The following is a 15,599-nucleotide window of genomic DNA, read 5'->3' as shown; positions in this document are numbered from 1 at the left end:
CATAATGCGTATGAAGACCGAAACGCTGATGGACGTATTAAGAAGCTTCGGCATCGCTCCAACAGTACTACTCAACGGAGCCGTCACGTTAATCAATCATATTCGACCGATATGGATCCGCCATTTTCACACCTTAAAAAGTAGAAATTGATGTCTTTTGATTTTTTCGAGGTCGGAGTTAGTTTGAATTTCTTAAAGAGGATTTGAATTACAATTAGAATTATTTTAATTTGACGAATGAAGGATGAAAGAATAGAATCTTGGAGTAAATTATTGACAAAAGGTAGGCGAGGTGAAATCAAGTTCGAAAAAACAGTGTTTCATTCATAGTGTTAATTGTCGAGCAAACAACAATTCAGGAAAGATGGCTACATACTGTATAAATCGCTTGGGAAACTAATGTTTATTACAAACTTGATTTAACACTAACAAAAAGTAAGTTTATATCAGATTTTGGAGGAACCATTGATGAAAAGTAAATTACTAAAAACAATGACCATGTTATTAACTCTTGGGCTATTAATAGGAGATCCATTAGCGGTACTGTTTCCTAAAACGTCGTCAGCAGCTGCTAGTACGATCACCGTTAATCTAACTGAAACGCAAGAGGCTTTCAAGAACCCTTTTAAGGGATTTAGACCTACTCGGTTTATGAATGACACCAAATTTCCGAATCATGAATACGGAACTGTGTTTAAGCACTATATCAAATACACGGACTTGGAAAATGTGTCATCGGACTCTGTTCAGAAAATCATGGATTGGAGCAATGCAGCCTGGGCAGGGATTGAAAGCCAGAATAAAAAAGTTATTCCTCGCGTTCTCATCGTATATCCGAACGAAGGAGAATTTTGGCCTCAAGGAGTTCCTAGTGGCGACGTGGCTACACGCTGGACAACAAATATATTGAAAGATCGTCTTGCTGCATTTATTCAAAAGCTTGGTCAAGCATGGGATAGCGATCCCCGTGTTGCTTATGTGGAGCTGGGATTGTGGGGTAATTGGGGAGAACATCATATTTATCCAGATCAACTTGCCGATGGGACCGACCGGATTCCGCTCAGCTTCCAGACAGCTTTAGGCGACGCTGCTGAGCAAGCTTTTCAAAACAAGAAAGTTCAAGTGCGTTATCCCGATACGTTCCAGAATTATGATTTCGGACTTCTGTGGGACTCATTTGCTTTAATTGATGATCTGGAAGGTGGGGAAGGCATTATTGCTAGAGATAACTGGAGAACGCAAGTCAACGGTGGCGAGGTTGCTTATGATTGGGGACAGAAACATAACCAGCCTGGCGATTCTCCGAATGATACGTTAAGCGATATAAGGCATCGGAATTATGTTATCGATTGGATCAAAAAGACGCATACAACCAGTTTGGGGTGGATTGATCTGTACGATGCCAAAAATCCGGCTGTCTCTCAGGGAGCCACACTGATGCAGAAGGAACTGGGATATCGATTCGTCATCAATCAGGCGACATTTTCGGAAAGCGTGCAGCCGGGTGAGAAAATGAAAGTATCTTTTCAAGTTGTAAACAAAGGTTCTACTCCGTTCTATTATAGCTGGCCCGTTGAAGCCAGCTTGCTGAGAAGCGATCGCACAGTTGCTTGGAAGGGCATTTTCAACAATGTGGATATTCGGAATTGGATGCCAGGTGACGATTGGGATAGCTCTACGCGTCAATATGATCAAACGCCTTCGGTTCAGCGAGTTTCCGGTGAATTTGATATCCCTTCCAACATGCCGGAGGGTTCTTACACCTTGGCGCTTTCCATTCTTGACCCGTATGGCAATAGTCCGAGCGCTAGATTTGCCAATTCAAATTATTACACAGGCGGCAGGACACCGCTCGGAAAAGTGGGCATTGGCATGGAGCCTGCTAACCAGAACATCGGTCCTTTCGATAGCTTGAGGTCTGAAAATACACTTTCGTATAGTTTGACCCAAACTCCATATGACGGCGGTTATAGTAGCGGGACGAGTGGTTTACTCCTGAATGAATTTGACGATTCAATGAGCTGGCCGGGAAGCAATGATATTGGCAAATGGGCGGGAGCAAACGGGTTTGTAAACGATGCTGGTGTCATTGAATCAGGGGCTTTGAAGCTTCAGTATAACAATAACGGATGGTTTGGCTCTGATATTAAGCAGAACGTCGGGAGTTATTCAAAGATGATAATTAAAATCAAAGGTGCAAATGGCGGTGAACAACATCATATACAGCTCTCGACCGGCGGAGTGACCCAAACACTAGCAGCTTTCAGTGGGGATACGGTAACAACCAGCTTCAAAGAAGTTGAAATTGATTTGGCAGCGAAGGATGTAGATCGCAGCAGCCCCGGACAACTGACGATGACATTCTGGCATGGTGGCAAAAGTACAATCTGGATAGATGAGATTCGTTTCGAATAATTAGCAAATCAATTATTCCTCGTTTAGATGTGGCAGGTTCTAAAATCATTCCGTGCTTCGTTTTCGTAGCCCATACTTGTACCTGAGATCATTTTGAATATCCAAACGTTTCGCGACTTCTCATATGTACTTCGTTGACCAGCCGGGCCGCCTCCAATTTTAATTCTAAGGAGTACCGTCGGAAATCCTGTATTTTTTTTACCATGAAAAAATGTTGCAATTCATGATTCAAGATGGTCTTTTGTAGGTTAAGCTAGAAGATTTTAATAACTCCAAAAAATAGTTGATTTCTTCAACTAAATTACTTATAATTTTTAATAAGTTGATTTTGTCAACTAATTTAATTTGTAGGAGTTTTTTTTATCATGCCACAACCTAATCTTTCTTTAGTCAGCGGAATCAGAAAATTCAATCGTTTTTATCTTAACTACCAATCTTTCTTTAATCAACATGTGTATGATGACTCTTTATCTTTACCAGAGATTAGAATGTTATATGAAATTAATAAAATAAATGCTTGTACGGCAAGAGTATTACAAGAAGAATTAAAATTAGATAAGGGATATGTCAGTAGAGTATTAAAAAGTTTTGAAAATAAAAATATTATCTATAAGGAAAAATGCGAAAATGATAGTCGTGTTTTCTTTCTCCATTTGACTTCAGAAGGAAAAGATGTTTATCAGAGTTTAGAAAATAAAGCTAATCAACAAATAGTGAAGCTTTTCGAAGATATTAGTTTGAGAGATCAACAAAAACTTTTGGATTCAATGGTGACAATTGAAAATATATTAACCAAACAACATAATGAATATGAATCGGTTGTTACTATACGAGATCAATATACAGACGATGATAAGGAAATAATGATTGAGAAACAAAGAGAATTCTATACAGAAAACTGTGGATTTGATGAAAATTTTATAGGGTATCTCCGAAGTACTTTTGAAGCAAAGATCGAAAAGATATGGATTGCAGAAGTAGATGGGGAATTTGCTGGATGCATAGGTTTAGTCAAAAAAGATGATAAAACAGCTCTATTAAGATGGTTCATTATTGATTCGTCTGTTCGTGGAAAAGGTGTAGGAACGAAATTAATACAAACATTAATTAAATATTGCCAAAAAACGCAATATGAAAAATTATCTTTAGAAACGGTAAGTCAACTGAAAACAGCTCGAAGATTATATAGTAAATTCGGATTTGAGCTAACTGAAGCAAATGAGCAATTCATGTGGGGGCAAGACCTTGTGGATGAACATTGGGAACTAAAGTTACAAAATGATTTAAGTGCAAAATAACCCCTATGGATTCAGAGGGCAGGGGACATTAGTGACATGTCGAGGGACAAGAACATTTTCCCATTGAAGTCGCTAATTTAGCGGCTTTTTTATTTTATCGGTACAAGTTCGTGTCCCGAACCAAGGACATGAACTTGTACCGATTGCCGGAATGGACAAGAACATAGTCCGATTACCGATTAGGCATATAACTAAATGGTTCTTTTCCTCTTTAATTCATTAAGTTAACGAGCAGGTTAGCGTAGCGAATTATACTTGTTAGACGGCGATTGAGTAGCATAATTAATCCATTGTGAAGTCGACCAATTCATTGGTCGACTTCTTTTTTTCTATTGCGCGGTCAGAATTTGTGGACCTTCAGCTGTGATGGCGATTGTGTGCTCGTATTGAGCGGCAAGCTTGTTGTCCATCGTCCGTGCGGTCCAGCCGTCAGAATCAAGTGTCATGAAGTAGGTGCCTTCGGTGATCATGGGCTCAATCGTGAACACCATACCCTCCTTGATACGGAGGCCTTTTCCGGGCTTGCCTACATGCATATACGTTGGCTCCTCGTGCAGGTCACGGCCGATGCCATGGGCTAGAAGGTCGCGCACGACACCGAAGCCGTGCGATTCCGCATGCCGTTGAATCACGCTTGTTACATCCCCGAGTCGATTGCCGGGCTGCGCCTGCTTGATGCCCAGGTCAAGACATTCCTTCGTGACGCGCATCAACTTCTCGGCCGTCGGTGAGATTTGCCCAACCGCATAGCTCCAGGCCGAATCGCCGAGCCAGCCGTCTAGCTCCGCGACCGTGTCGATCGTCACAATATCGCCTTCCTCAAGTGGCTTATTGCTAGGGAAGCCATGTGCGATTACGTCGTTGACGGAGGCACAGGTCGCATATGGATAGCCCTTGTATCCCTTTTGATATGGCTTGGCGCCGTGCTTCAAAATAATGTCCTCGAATATGCGCTCAATCTCATTGGTTGTGATGCCCGGTTTGATGAGTGGGGCAATTGTACGATGGCATTCAGCCACCACTTGACATGCCTTACTGATGGATTCGATTTCATGCTTGCTTTTTAAAATGATCATGTTCGTATCAGGACCCCTTCGTAATAGCTTGCATAGCGAGTCGGGCGATTCGATCAACGTCCAGGTCGGAATTGCCCGCATAGTAGTAGACCCCACAGCAACCGACCAGCACGGCAAGCATATGGTCGACGCTGTCGTCTTCGCACTGGGCGATCGTTTGGAGTGGTACGTACAGTCGTTCCATAAATCTTCTCTTGGCGTGATGTCGATCCCTCTCAGGCAAGCCTGCATAATGCTCCGCTGCCATTTTGTAGACGAGATATGCGCGAGCGTCTGATTGCCAGAGCTGGAGCAGCGCTGTACAATACGTCAACAACTGTCTGTCATCCGAGGGGCTGTCGGTGATGTTCGCCCATTGTGTGATAACTTGCTCGCATCGCTCGAAGCCGCTCCCCAACACATCTTCTATTAATAAATGCCGGTTAGGATAATAATGGTATACTGTGCCGTAACCAAGCCCTGCCTCGCGGGCGACATCGCGAATATCAAAGCTGCCTCCCGTGCGAAAGTAGGAGCGCGCGGCGACGTCCAGGATCTGTTCTCTGCGCTGCATACGTATGAGCTCATTTTGTTCTTTAGTACGGGGGCACATGGACGTGAGGACCTCCTTTTATAGACCTACATATTTGTCGATATAAAGATAGTAACGCATGGAGTAGAGAAATGCAAAAGAACTATTGTGTTCGATGAAATGAAGATTTGAAAAGAAGAATTAAGCCACAATAATAAAGTTGTAGACCGGACGCAGGCGTTAAGCTAACTGGAAACATTAGATCAATAAAATGAAGAAGGCAGCCGACCAACGTGATCGGCTGCTTTTGTTCATTTAACGGACAGATTAGTGCGAAGTAATAGGATAAATGTCGGGGGACAAGAACATGGTCCGATTACCAATCAGCGTATAACTAATCGGTTCTTCTCTCCATAAATTCATTGAGCTAACGAGAAAGATAGTAAATATAGGGTATGGGGGTATAGAAAGATGTTGACTAATATAGGGTAGGGGGGTATAGTATTGAACAAGAGCTCGATGAGACCTGAAAAACTGGCCTCGAGAGTTTAGCCCATCGTTTAGGTCAAACTAAACCAAAAAATCACCCACAAGAAGGGACGAAATAAGATGAAAAACATTGTATTGAACGTACAAGGTATGAGCTGCCAACATTGTGTAAACTCCATCGAAGGTGCTCTGAAAGAAATCGGAGTGAGTGGCAAGGTGAATCTCAGTGATGATTCGGTTGAAGCGACGTATGATGAAAATCAAGTCTCCTTGGAGCAAATAAAAGAAGTTATTGAAGAACAAGGCTACGAAGTAGCGTAAGTAATGGACGATGAGGGGAGTGAGTTATTGTGGCAACAACAGCGGCTCAGACAAAACAGTCGAGTATACAAATTACAGGTATGACCTGTGCAGCTTGTGCAAACAAAATCGAAAAAGGCCTCGGCAAAATGGACGGGGTCACATCAGCGAATGTTAACTTCGCTTTAGAAAAAGCAAGTGTAACGTATGATCCCACGAAAGTTGAAATGAAAGAACTTGAGGAAAAAATCAAAAAACTTGGATATGGTTCCGTTTCAGAGGTTGCGCAATTCAATCTTGAAGGCATGACCTGTGCAGCATGTGCGAACAAAATTGAAAAAGGCCTAAACAAGCTGCCCGGCGTGACTAACGCTTCAGTAAACTTCGCTATGGAAACTGCCCGAGTTGAATTTTCCCCTGGGGAAGTTTCCATCGAAGACATGAAAAACAAGGTGAAAAAACTCGGTTATACGGCGATCGTCAAGCAAGACGGTACCAGTAATGGTGCAAGTGACCATCGTGCTAAAGAACTGAGTAATCAAAAACGGAAATTACTGATTTCGGCGATTCTTTCCTTGCCGCTGTTGTGGACTATGGTAGGTCATTTCTCGTTCACTTCATGGATCTATGTACCGGATTTATTTATGAATCCGTGGTTCCAACTAATCCTGGCTACCCCAGTACAATTTTATATTGGTAGACAGTTCTATGTGGGTGCGTATAAGGCTCTCCGGAACGGGAGTGCCAACATGGATGTGTTGGTATCACTTGGTACCTCTGCAGCCTACTTCTATAGCTTATATTTGACCATTCAATGGTCAAGTATAGCTAACGGTATGCATCACGGTCCATCCCTGTATTATGAAACGAGTGCGGTCCTAATTACCCTGGTTCTTATGGGTAAACTGTTTGAATCACTTGCGAAAGGTCGAACATCAGAGGCTATTAAATCACTGATGAGTCTGCAGGCAAAGACAGCATTAGTGGTTCGGGATGGCAAAGAGCTTACCATTCCAGTGGATGAAGTCATTGTAGGAGATGTTGTCCTTATTCGTCCAGGAGATAAAGTCCCTGTAGACGGAGAGGTGCTGGAAGGGATCTCATCTGTAGATGAATCCATGCTTACGGGTGAAAGCCTTCCAGTAGAGAAAAAAGCCGGAGATGCTGTGATTGGAGCTACAATTAATAAAAACGGTATTCTTCGGATCAAAGCAACCAAAGTAGGTAAAGAAACTGCTCTTGCACAAATTATTAAGGTTGTTGAAGAAGCTCAAGGATCAAAGGCACCAATTCAACGGGTAGCCGATGTGATCTCGGGTATATTCGTCCCGATCGTTGTAGGTATTGCAATAGTTGCTTTCTTGGTTTGGTACTTCTGGGTTACACCAGGCGATTTTGCAGGTTCGTTGGAAAAAGCAATTGCGATTCTTGTTATCGCTTGTCCTTGTGCACTTGGACTTGCAACACCAACTTCCATTATGGCGGGGTCTGGTCGTTCGGCTGAGCTAGGAGTGTTGTTCAAAGGCGGGGAACATCTGGAGCAGACGCATAAAATTGATGCGATCATTCTGGATAAAACCGGTACTGTTACAAAAGGTAAACCTGAATTGACTGACGTCGTCGCTCTTGGCAATGAAAATGAATTCCTGAAACTTGTTGGTGCTGCCGAGAAAAATTCTGAGCATCCACTTGCGGAAGCCATCGTTGTTGGCATCCAAGAACGAAATATCGAACTACCAGGAACTCAATCCTTTGAAGCAATTCCGGGCTTCGGAATCCAAGCAACGGTTGAAGGTAAACAACTGCTCGTGGGTACACGTCGACTGATGGAAAAGGTTAACATCGATGCAAAAGCAGCTTATCATTCGATGTCACGTTTGGAAGAAGCGGGCAAAACTGCGATGTTGGTTGCCATTGATGGCCAGTATGCAGGTATGGTCGCTGTAGCAGACACGATTAAAGAAACTTCGAAAGCTGCAGTGAGCCGTCTGAAAGAAATGGGCATTCAGGTCATTATGATTACAGGAGACAATGAACGTACGGCGAAAGCCATCGCTGCTCAAGTAGGTATTGACCATGTACGTGCAGAGGTCTTGCCTGAAGGAAAAGCGGAAGAAGTGAAAAAACTACAATCTCAAGGCAAAAAAGTGGCCATGGTTGGCGATGGTATCAACGATGCACCGGCTTTGGCAACTGCAGATATTGGTATGGCGATTGGTACGGGGACAGATGTGGCGATGGAAGCGGCTGATGTAACACTCATGCGCGGCGATCTATCCAGTATTCCTGATGCAATCTATATGAGTCGTAAGACCATGAACAACATTAAGCAAAACTTGTTCTGGGCGCTTGGTTACAACACCTTAGGCATTCCTATTGCAGCTATCGGTCTGTTAGCACCATGGGTTGCAGGCGCAGCGATGGCCTTGAGTTCGGTATCCGTCGTTCTCAACGCCCTTCGATTACAACGCGTAAAAGTACGTCACTAATCAAGGTTACTAGAATAGGAGCGAACATAATGATGATGAGGAGTAAAAAAATCATGCTAATGTTAACCGGTGTTTTAGCTTTCGGTGTGTTGTCTGCTTGCGGAACCCCTAAAGAAAGTGCACATACAGATGGACATGGTGGTATGAATCATACTGAGATGAATTCTGAAACTGAAGGTGCGAGTCATGATCATACAGGGCCTCATGCTGATTCAACAGCAAGTACCCTTAAAGCCTCGTTCTCCTTTGCATCAGATGTGAAGGCCAATGAAAATTCGCATCTGACAATCCAAATCACGGACGCCGATGGAAATCCGGTTAATGAATTTGAAATGGGTCACGAAAAACTAATGCACCTTATCGTGGTGAGTAAAGATCTTTCTTACTTTAATCACATTCATCCAGATTATAAAGGCGATGGAAAGTTTGCGATTGAAACTTCATTTCCAGCTGGTGGAGAATACAAAATCCTTGCCGACTTTGTTCCAAAAGGTGGAGCGAGTACTACACCCAGTGAATGGGTGAACGTTGGGGGTCCAGAAAAAGCCCAAGAGCCAGTTCAAGCGGATTCCAACCTTGTAAAAGAAGTGGATGGTAAAAAAATCGAACTTTCATTGAGTACCAAAAAGGCCAACGAAGACGTAAATCTGACTTTTAATATCATGGATGCGAAAACAAACGAAGGGATCAATAACCTGGAACAATACCTCGGTGCTGTAGGTCATGTTGTTATCCTTTCTGAGGATGCAGAGCAATATCTGCATGTTCATCCAACAGAGGAAAAGGCAACAGGTCCAAAAGCGGAATTTATGACCTCCTTCCCGCATAGCGGAATCTATAAAATCTGGGGCCAATTCCAACATGATGGGGAAGTCTTTACAGTACCTTTCGTCGTAGATGTAAAGTGAGTAGAGAGGTATGAGCATGGGAGATAAAATTAAAATAGCGATTAGTCCAGCAATCCAACTTGGTGGAAGCTTATTCACTCCGGAGCAACTAGTTAAAATTGGCGAGATTATTGGTCCAGATTCAAAAGTGGAAATGACACCCTTTAAGCAACTCTACGCAGAAGTATCGATTGAACAACGAGATCAGATCAAAAATAAACTTGAAGATCACGGTCTTGAAATAAACCCTGCAGGATTTGTAACCAAAAGTCTGATCGCTTGTAATTTTTGTAGAGGTGCAGAAGAAGCAGGCATGGAAACAGCCAAAAATTTAAATCAAGCCATTTCCGGTATCGATACGCCTGCACCACTCAAGATTGGATATGCAGGATGCGCCTTAGGGACTAGTGAACCGTTGATTAAGGATATTGGGGTCGTAAAGATGCGCGATAAGTTCGATGTTTATGTTGGTGGCGAGTCGAAGGGGCTTAAAACCTCCTTCGCCATGCTGCTAAGTTCCGGACTAACGGAGGATCAGCTTGTTCCCTTCGTTACCGCAATTATTGATTATTATAAGGTGCATGCGAAAGCCAAAGAAAAGTTCAGCAAATTCATAAATCGAATGACACTGGAGAACTTGAAGGCTATGACGCTTGAAAGGGGGTGAAAATATTGAAAGAAGCAACTGTAAAAATTCAAGGTATGTCTTGCCGTTCTTGTGTATCTAAAATTGAAGGTGCAATTAGCGCTCTTGGCGCTGAAGGTCACGTTAATTTTGAACAGGGAACAGTAGAAGTTCGATTTGACGAATCTAAAGTTCAAATCGCTGAAATTGAAGAAGCGATCCGTAGAAAAGGATATAACGTCGGAGCGTAATATATATTGAAATACAAGGGAGAGTAATTGGGCATGACGGAATCCATTCAGATTTATTCAATCCCAACCTGTAGCGATTGCAATTATGCTAAACGTTACTTTAAAGAGCGTGAGCTTCCCTATACGGATTACAATTGTGAAGAAGATGTCAAGTACGCTGAGGAAGTCTGGAAGTTGACTGGCAAGCAGGTTGTTCCAACCATTGTCATTGGAGATAAGGTCTTTGTAGGCTTTGCCGAAAATCTCACTGAAATCAGTGAGTTAGTGAAGTAACTCTTATGACCCCGGTCAACATTCGACCGGGGTTATTCTTAATAGAAATAGACCGTTGACTGATATATCGTAGTAGGAGGGGAGGGTATAATATGTCTAAATATACTTGTGTAGATAAAGATACTTGCATCGCTTGTGGTGCATGTGGAGCAGTAGCGCCTGAGATTTTTGGTTATGATGATGAGGGTTTGGCACATGTGATTTTTGAAGGAGACGACAACCGCGGTATGTCACTAATAGGTCCGGGTTGGCTGGAAGACTTACAAGATGCAGTAGATGGTTGCCCAACCGATTCGATCTTGGTTGATGACAAGCCGTTCTCTTAGCACGTACCATGATACTTCTTGCTCCCTTTACATAGGGTAGGGGGGGATGGTAATGTGTAATAAAGGAGTTGATCTACTTGGATGATACGATACTTGAGGCCGCCTCATGTGACCATACATCTTCAAACGAGCGGAAAAGCCATCATTCGGAGAGTACGAAGCGAAAATTAATTAGCCGGTTGAATCGGATTGAAGGGCAAGTGCGTGGAGTAAAAGGAATGATTGAGAAGGATACGTATTGTGATGACGTGTTGCACCAAATTGCCTCCATTCAATCCGCGTTGAATGGAGTAGGAAAGCAGCTTTTGGAACATCATATGAAAAGCTGTGTCATTGAACGCATTTCAGAAGGCGATCACAAAGTTTTGGATGAACTGATGATCACTGTAAATAAGTTAATTAAATAAGTTAGAATCAGGGAGATACCCTCTTGTTTTATTCAGGCAAATGGCCCATCCAGGCTTACATCAACGTTATTTATTATGGCTAGTGATGAAAAAAATGTCGGGAACAAGAACATGTTCCCGTTGGAGTCGCTATTTTAGCGGCTTTTTTGTTTTATCGGTACAAGTTCGTGTACCGATCCAAGGACAAGAACTTGTACCGTCACATCAATTGACAAGCCAAACAGGAGAATCAAGATTGTTCGGGCAGAAGAAGATTACAGTTGGCCTAAATCAAGCAAAAGAGAAAAGTTGATCCTCAATTAACTCATAGCTATTAATCATCGGAACACACTGTAGCATTGAAACTTTCGGGTCCCAGGCGAACGTTGTTAACACTGAAGCTTGGATTATAGGTGAATGTAGCGTACGCAGAATAAATAAGTTGACCATTTCCAGGGGGAGGCACATTGTAATCAGAACCTTCGAAACTTGCGATTATAGTGTTGGTGGAAGTGAATAAAGGCTGGGAAACGACATAAATAGGTTGGCCTGTATTAGTGGCCCCCCTGAAGATTTCCAGTCGAATAGTAGAGGGCAACGAAGATAAACTGGCCACTGAGAATCGATAGGTCCCATTAAACTGAGTACGGATGAGCGGTCCTGGATTAACAATGTTGAGTCCCACGATCCCAAGCAGGGTAGGTGTGTTTGATGGAAGTGGGATGTTGAGCGGAGTAATCCCTGTGGATGCGAGAGAAGACAGAAAACGGAATTGAAAAGTACACTGTCCCGCCCTTTTTTAACAATTTCGTTATTGAACCAGGGAAAGGTAATCCTCCGTATATAAGGGTTCGATTAGAAGCAACGTGGCAAAGAAGCAATCAACCGGAGGGGATAGTAGAAACAAATCTTTATTTTGTTACAGCTCCTGAATCAACTCCATTGAGTCCTCAAAACAAAAGACCTATTTCTCAAACACAAATATCCCAAACAAAAATAATTTATGGAGACTTATTCAACGTATTAACTTTGATAGTTAAAAGTAAGTGTCTTTCCCAGTGAAATCAAGTGATTTTGATCAGCCCATAAAATGAAATATGAATACGTATTTCCCTGAATCACAACGGGAGCAGGATATTTTACAATAAGTGCCGCCTGATTTCTCATTTCCACGGGTTGGTCTTCCGAAGGAAATATGAAACAGGCTTCTTGTGCTTGAATAACAGCAGGGAAAATTCGGGGGTTTGCCCCGTAGGGTTTCAACATATGAAAAGCTTCCGCTCTGCATACCTCGTGAATTCCTTCCTCAGAAGAGATCGCGGATATCTGAAAAAATCCGTCCGCTCCTTCGAATCGTTCTTCGGTAACTTTGTGCCAGCTTCGCGGATAATAGAAAGATACCTTGTATACCTGATTGAAATATAATCCATTCGGATGAACATCATGCACTCGTGGTGACCATCTAAGAGCTGTAATCCACCTTGCTTCAACAATTTTGATCGGATTATTAGGGTTTCTTATATCAATAATCCAAATTTCGGTTGCTTGTTCTTGATTATTGCATCCTGATAAGTAAGCGATTCGGTTCCCATCCGGCGACCAACTTAAAGGGGTAGAGAAGCAGGTGGAGACCGCCCATGTTTTTTGTTGCCCTCCAACTCGGCTGTCGGTCTGGATTAAAGAAACATATTGATTATCCACGAAGTCGGTGGCACTGTATGCGATGAGTGAAGAGTCCGGGGACCATTCGGGGAAATAGTTTTTCGCCTGAGGGCCACCATTAAGTTGGTAGCTCGCTCCTGTTGTCAGGTTCACCGTCGTGATCAACGAAATGCTGGCTCCCGGGGATGTATATAGGGCAAACTCTCCGTTAGGTGATATTCTGACATTGTGGAGAGGACCCTCCGTATTTTGAGTTAATTGATGTTTGTTCATGCCATCTCGGTTGATTTTATATAGTTGGGTATTGCCTGCTTCATCCGGAGCTGCAAACAGGAGAGCCTCTCCTGAAGGAAACCACTGGACATCGGTGGCTCCTTGTTGAACGATTGAACCGCTGGCATGGGAGTAGATATTGTAGATCACAATTCGTCCGTTTTTTACATAACTCAAGTATAGACTATCCGGCGACCAGCTCAGTAAAGTATAAGGGTCAATCTGATCAATTTGTGCCCATGCCCTGCTGTTTAGATTAAATACATACACGATATTTTTCTTGCCGATAAAGGCGATGTTCCGGACATCTGGCGACCAATATGGAATTGTAAATGCCTCACCAAGATCCTGGGTTAGTTTAATGGTCTGACCTGTTAAAGGTTGATAAAGCCAAATGTCGTACGAACCACCCCCAACATTTGAAGTAAAAAGAATCGCTTCACGATAAGCAAAATTCATATTTGATGCCGCCCTTCAGGTTTGATTTCACTACATTGTATTCAAGAAAAGGAGATAGGCGAATTATTCGTAAAATTCCTATCAGAAAGTATTTATTCTGCCGATAATGAAGGAGCATATATTTTTTTACTTCAGGAGGAATCGTCAATGAAAAAAACAGTCATCTTGCTAACCAGTCTGGCGCTAATGCTTGCCACCGCCGCAGGCACAACCTCAGCCAAACCGGGAAACACTCCACCCGGACAATCAGGTAAAGAGGTATCGTCAAAAGCACCAAAAGACAAAGAAACTCAAATTGAGGAGAAACAGACCGAGGAAGTCGAGTCTGCTGACACGGTCAGCACTGAAGAAGACAAAGTTAAGGATCCCTCAACATCGGAGACAGAGAATACAACCAACAATACAACCGAACCAACCGAATCCAAGAAAAAAGGCTCCAAAGGATACAAAGGTTTGCTAAATGCTATTCAACATGTGGAAGATAAACCGGCAGGTGCTGTACTAGCCGATATTTTGATTACAAAATATGCGACTGAGCTGACGGACGAACAAATCAAAGAACTTGAAGCCATCATTGAAAAGGACAAGGCGTTGGAAACTGCAGCAGAAATGCTCGAAAAAAACGGTAGTGTGACTGACGCGGTGTATTTGCAGGAAGAGGCCATTAAAGCCAATTTTAAAAACCTGGACCTGTACAAAACAATGGGAAAACTCAATGAAAAGGCGGGTAAAAAGAATGGGGTGAAGCTGTATGTGAACGGGGAAGCTTCTGACTCCGAACCTTTTGTCAAAAAGGGCAACACGTTTGTTCCTTTTCGCGCCATAGCTGAGTCTTTGAAAGCCGAAGTGGCATGGAATCCCGAAGAACGCTCCATCATTGTCACGAAGGATGGGGTGAGCATTAAACTTGTGGTTGACAGTAAGACTGCAACAGTTAATGGCAAAAACGTCTCTTTGGATGCGCCAGCCACTATTACAAAAGGCAGTACTTATGTACCCGTACGTTTCATAAGTGAGGCATTGGATGCAACCGTGCAATGGGAAGAAGAAAGTAAAACCGTCGTTGTTTATGAAGAAGAATAATATTGGATGATTAAAATTCGACTTAAAGAGGGCTTGGTTGCTATGGGCAAGACGATTACCGAAACTCTTGAAGGAAATGATTATCAAGATATATTTGCAATAAATGTAAATATACTAATGTGAGACAATAGTTCAAAAACAAGGAGGCAGCCGATCAACGTGATCGGCTGTTTTTTGTTTAACTAACTTGAATGAAAACTGTGTTACAGGTGGGAGTTCTCATGATGGAGAAGTGTCGCGGGACAAGAACTTGTACCGATTGCCGAAAAAATGGCATTTGATTGAACGCCCTGAGCATTAAGCCAGATTAGCTCATGATCGAGTAGAGACCTCGTCTGGGTATAAACAAGCCTGCAAGGAGGTAATGGTAAGAAACGCACGTTTAGTTTAAAAAACACACAATGGTAGTGAAGCACGAGTCATTTTTAGGTTGTTGTTACACAAACTCCTTATCACGCGACCTGCAACAGTTGTTTGAAAGAAATTATATCGGCAGGGTACTGCGATTTTGTATTTCCGTTCGTAAAAAATTTTCATAAAGAGAAGGATGCTACCCTTGTAATGAAACGTTGCTCCAACATTGTTGTATAACGTTTACATAGTACCAACTCCGTCTTATACTTGCCAAGGACATGATAAAAATAGCTAAACGGAGGCAAACATGAAAAGAAAACTCATCCAACCTGAAATGCTTGACAATCATTAGCTGGTTTTTGTTTAAACGATGCAGCTTCTTGTCCATAGCTTAGAACTTGAACTGACAAGAACTTGCATCTATAGCCAATTAGATAATTAC

General features: G+C 42.6%; 14 protein-coding genes and 1 pseudogene. 11 read left to right on the top strand and 4 right to left on the bottom strand.

Annotation, left to right across the window (positions count from 1 at the left end; translation table 11 throughout):
* Positions 1-468: 468 nt before the first annotated feature.
* Positions 469-2,415, top strand: coding sequence for a DUF4832 domain-containing protein (locus FS628_RS23165; RefSeq protein ID WP_145325345.1), 1,947 nt, complete (start codon positions 469-471; stop codon positions 2,413-2,415).
* A gap of 365 nt (positions 2,416-2,780) precedes the next feature.
* Entirely contained in the window at positions 2,781-3,713 is a 933-nt protein-coding gene (locus tag FS628_RS23160) for a bifunctional helix-turn-helix transcriptional regulator/GNAT family N-acetyltransferase (RefSeq protein ID WP_145325344.1), read from the top strand.
* 329 nt (positions 3,714-4,042) lie between these two features.
* On the opposite strand, the gene map is transcribed toward FS628_RS23160, so the two are convergent.
* From map to FS628_RS32760, 3 genes and pseudogenes are all read right to left on the bottom strand, one after another.
* Positions 4,043-4,789, bottom strand: a complete 747-nt coding sequence (gene map, locus FS628_RS23155; protein ID WP_145325343.1) for a type I methionyl aminopeptidase — start codon at positions 4,787-4,789, stop codon at positions 4,043-4,045.
* 7 nt (positions 4,790-4,796) lie between these two features.
* On the bottom strand, positions 4,797-5,105 hold the full coding sequence (locus FS628_RS32765) for a hypothetical protein (protein ID WP_260871175.1): 309 nt from the start codon (positions 5,103-5,105) through the stop codon (positions 4,797-4,799).
* Positions 5,106-5,204: 99 nt separating this feature from the next.
* Positions 5,205-5,342: pseudogene (locus FS628_RS32760) on the bottom strand (TetR/AcrR family transcriptional regulator); the annotation flags it as partial.
* Between the two features lie 567 nt (positions 5,343-5,909).
* Here FS628_RS32760 and FS628_RS23145 point away from each other — a divergent pair.
* The 8 genes from FS628_RS23145 (at position 5,910) to FS628_RS23110 (ending at position 11,347) form a co-directional block, all read left to right on the top strand.
* A complete protein-coding gene (locus FS628_RS23145; RefSeq protein ID WP_047843207.1) occupies positions 5,910-6,110 on the top strand; it encodes a cation transporter in 201 nt (66 codons plus the stop codon).
* Positions 6,111-6,139: 29 nt separating this feature from the next.
* Positions 6,140-8,578 carry a heavy metal translocating P-type ATPase gene (locus FS628_RS23140; protein ID WP_260871154.1) on the top strand — a complete coding sequence of 813 codons (2,439 nt, stop codon included), beginning with the start codon at positions 6,140-6,142 and terminating at the stop codon, positions 8,576-8,578.
* A 29-nt stretch (positions 8,579-8,607) separates the two neighbouring features.
* Complete coding sequence (locus FS628_RS23135) at positions 8,608-9,486, top strand: hypothetical protein (protein WP_260871153.1); 879 nt, start codon at positions 8,608-8,610, stop codon at positions 9,484-9,486.
* A 16-nt stretch (positions 9,487-9,502) separates the two neighbouring features.
* A complete protein-coding gene (locus FS628_RS23130; protein WP_186327934.1) occupies positions 9,503-10,132 on the top strand; it encodes a nitrite reductase in 630 nt (209 codons plus the stop codon).
* Positions 10,133-10,137: 5 nt separating this feature from the next.
* Entirely contained in the window at positions 10,138-10,341 is a 204-nt protein-coding gene (locus FS628_RS23125) for a heavy-metal-associated domain-containing protein (protein ID WP_145325339.1), read from the top strand.
* Between the two features lie 33 nt (positions 10,342-10,374).
* The gene (locus FS628_RS23120; RefSeq protein WP_145325338.1) at positions 10,375-10,614 is read left to right on the top strand and encodes a glutaredoxin family protein; all 240 of its coding nucleotides are present in this window, start codon (positions 10,375-10,377) and stop codon (positions 10,612-10,614) included.
* Positions 10,615-10,706: 92 nt separating this feature from the next.
* Entirely contained in the window at positions 10,707-10,940 is a 234-nt protein-coding gene (locus FS628_RS23115) for a ferredoxin (RefSeq protein WP_145325337.1), read from the top strand.
* 77 nt (positions 10,941-11,017) lie between these two features.
* Positions 11,018-11,347, top strand: a complete 330-nt coding sequence (locus FS628_RS23110) for a metal-sensitive transcriptional regulator (protein ID WP_047843212.1) — start codon at positions 11,018-11,020, stop codon at positions 11,345-11,347.
* 1,002 nt (positions 11,348-12,349) lie between these two features.
* Here FS628_RS23110 and FS628_RS23100 read toward each other — a convergent pair.
* The gene (locus tag FS628_RS23100; RefSeq protein WP_145325336.1) at positions 12,350-13,720 is read right to left on the bottom strand and encodes a TolB family protein; all 1,371 of its coding nucleotides are present in this window, start codon (positions 13,718-13,720) and stop codon (positions 12,350-12,352) included.
* Between the two features lie 147 nt (positions 13,721-13,867).
* On the opposite strand from FS628_RS23100, the gene FS628_RS23095 reads away from it, so the two are divergent.
* Positions 13,868-14,803, top strand: a complete 936-nt coding sequence (locus FS628_RS23095; protein WP_145325335.1) for a copper amine oxidase N-terminal domain-containing protein — start codon at positions 13,868-13,870, stop codon at positions 14,801-14,803.
* The last annotated feature ends 796 nt before the right edge of the window (positions 14,804-15,599 follow it).

The organism is Paenibacillus xylanexedens (genome assembly GCF_007676705.1).
GTDB classification, from domain to species: domain Bacteria; phylum Bacillota; class Bacilli; order Paenibacillales; family Paenibacillaceae; genus Paenibacillus; species Paenibacillus xylanexedens_C.
Note: the sequence above shows the minus strand (reverse complement) of the source record. Positions and strands in the feature narration are given on the sequence as shown.

Bases quoted from the DNA above. Each gene is read 5' to 3' on its own strand.
- FS628_RS23100 (WP_145325336.1), bottom strand. From the start codon at position 13,720: ATGAATTTTGCTTATCGTGAAGCGATTCTTTTTACTTCAAATGTTGGG.
- FS628_RS23095 (WP_145325335.1), top strand. From the start codon at position 13,868: ATGAAAAAAACAGTCATCTTGCTAACCAGTCTGGCGCTAATGCTTGCC.
- FS628_RS23160 (WP_145325344.1), top strand. From the start codon at position 2,781: ATGCCACAACCTAATCTTTCTTTAGTCAGCGGAATCAGAAAATTCAAT.
- FS628_RS23165 (WP_145325345.1), top strand. From the start codon at position 469: ATGAAAAGTAAATTACTAAAAACAATGACCATGTTATTAACTCTTGGG.
- FS628_RS23120 (WP_145325338.1), top strand. From the start codon at position 10,375: ATGACGGAATCCATTCAGATTTATTCAATCCCAACCTGTAGCGATTGC.
- FS628_RS23115 (WP_145325337.1), top strand. From the start codon at position 10,707: ATGTCTAAATATACTTGTGTAGATAAAGATACTTGCATCGCTTGTGGT.
- FS628_RS23145 (WP_047843207.1), top strand. From the start codon at position 5,910: ATGAAAAACATTGTATTGAACGTACAAGGTATGAGCTGCCAACATTGT.
- map (WP_145325343.1), bottom strand. From the start codon at position 4,789: ATGATCATTTTAAAAAGCAAGCATGAAATCGAATCCATCAGTAAGGCA.
- FS628_RS23135 (WP_260871153.1), top strand. From the start codon at position 8,608: ATGATGATGAGGAGTAAAAAAATCATGCTAATGTTAACCGGTGTTTTA.
- FS628_RS23130 (WP_186327934.1), top strand. From the start codon at position 9,503: ATGGGAGATAAAATTAAAATAGCGATTAGTCCAGCAATCCAACTTGGT.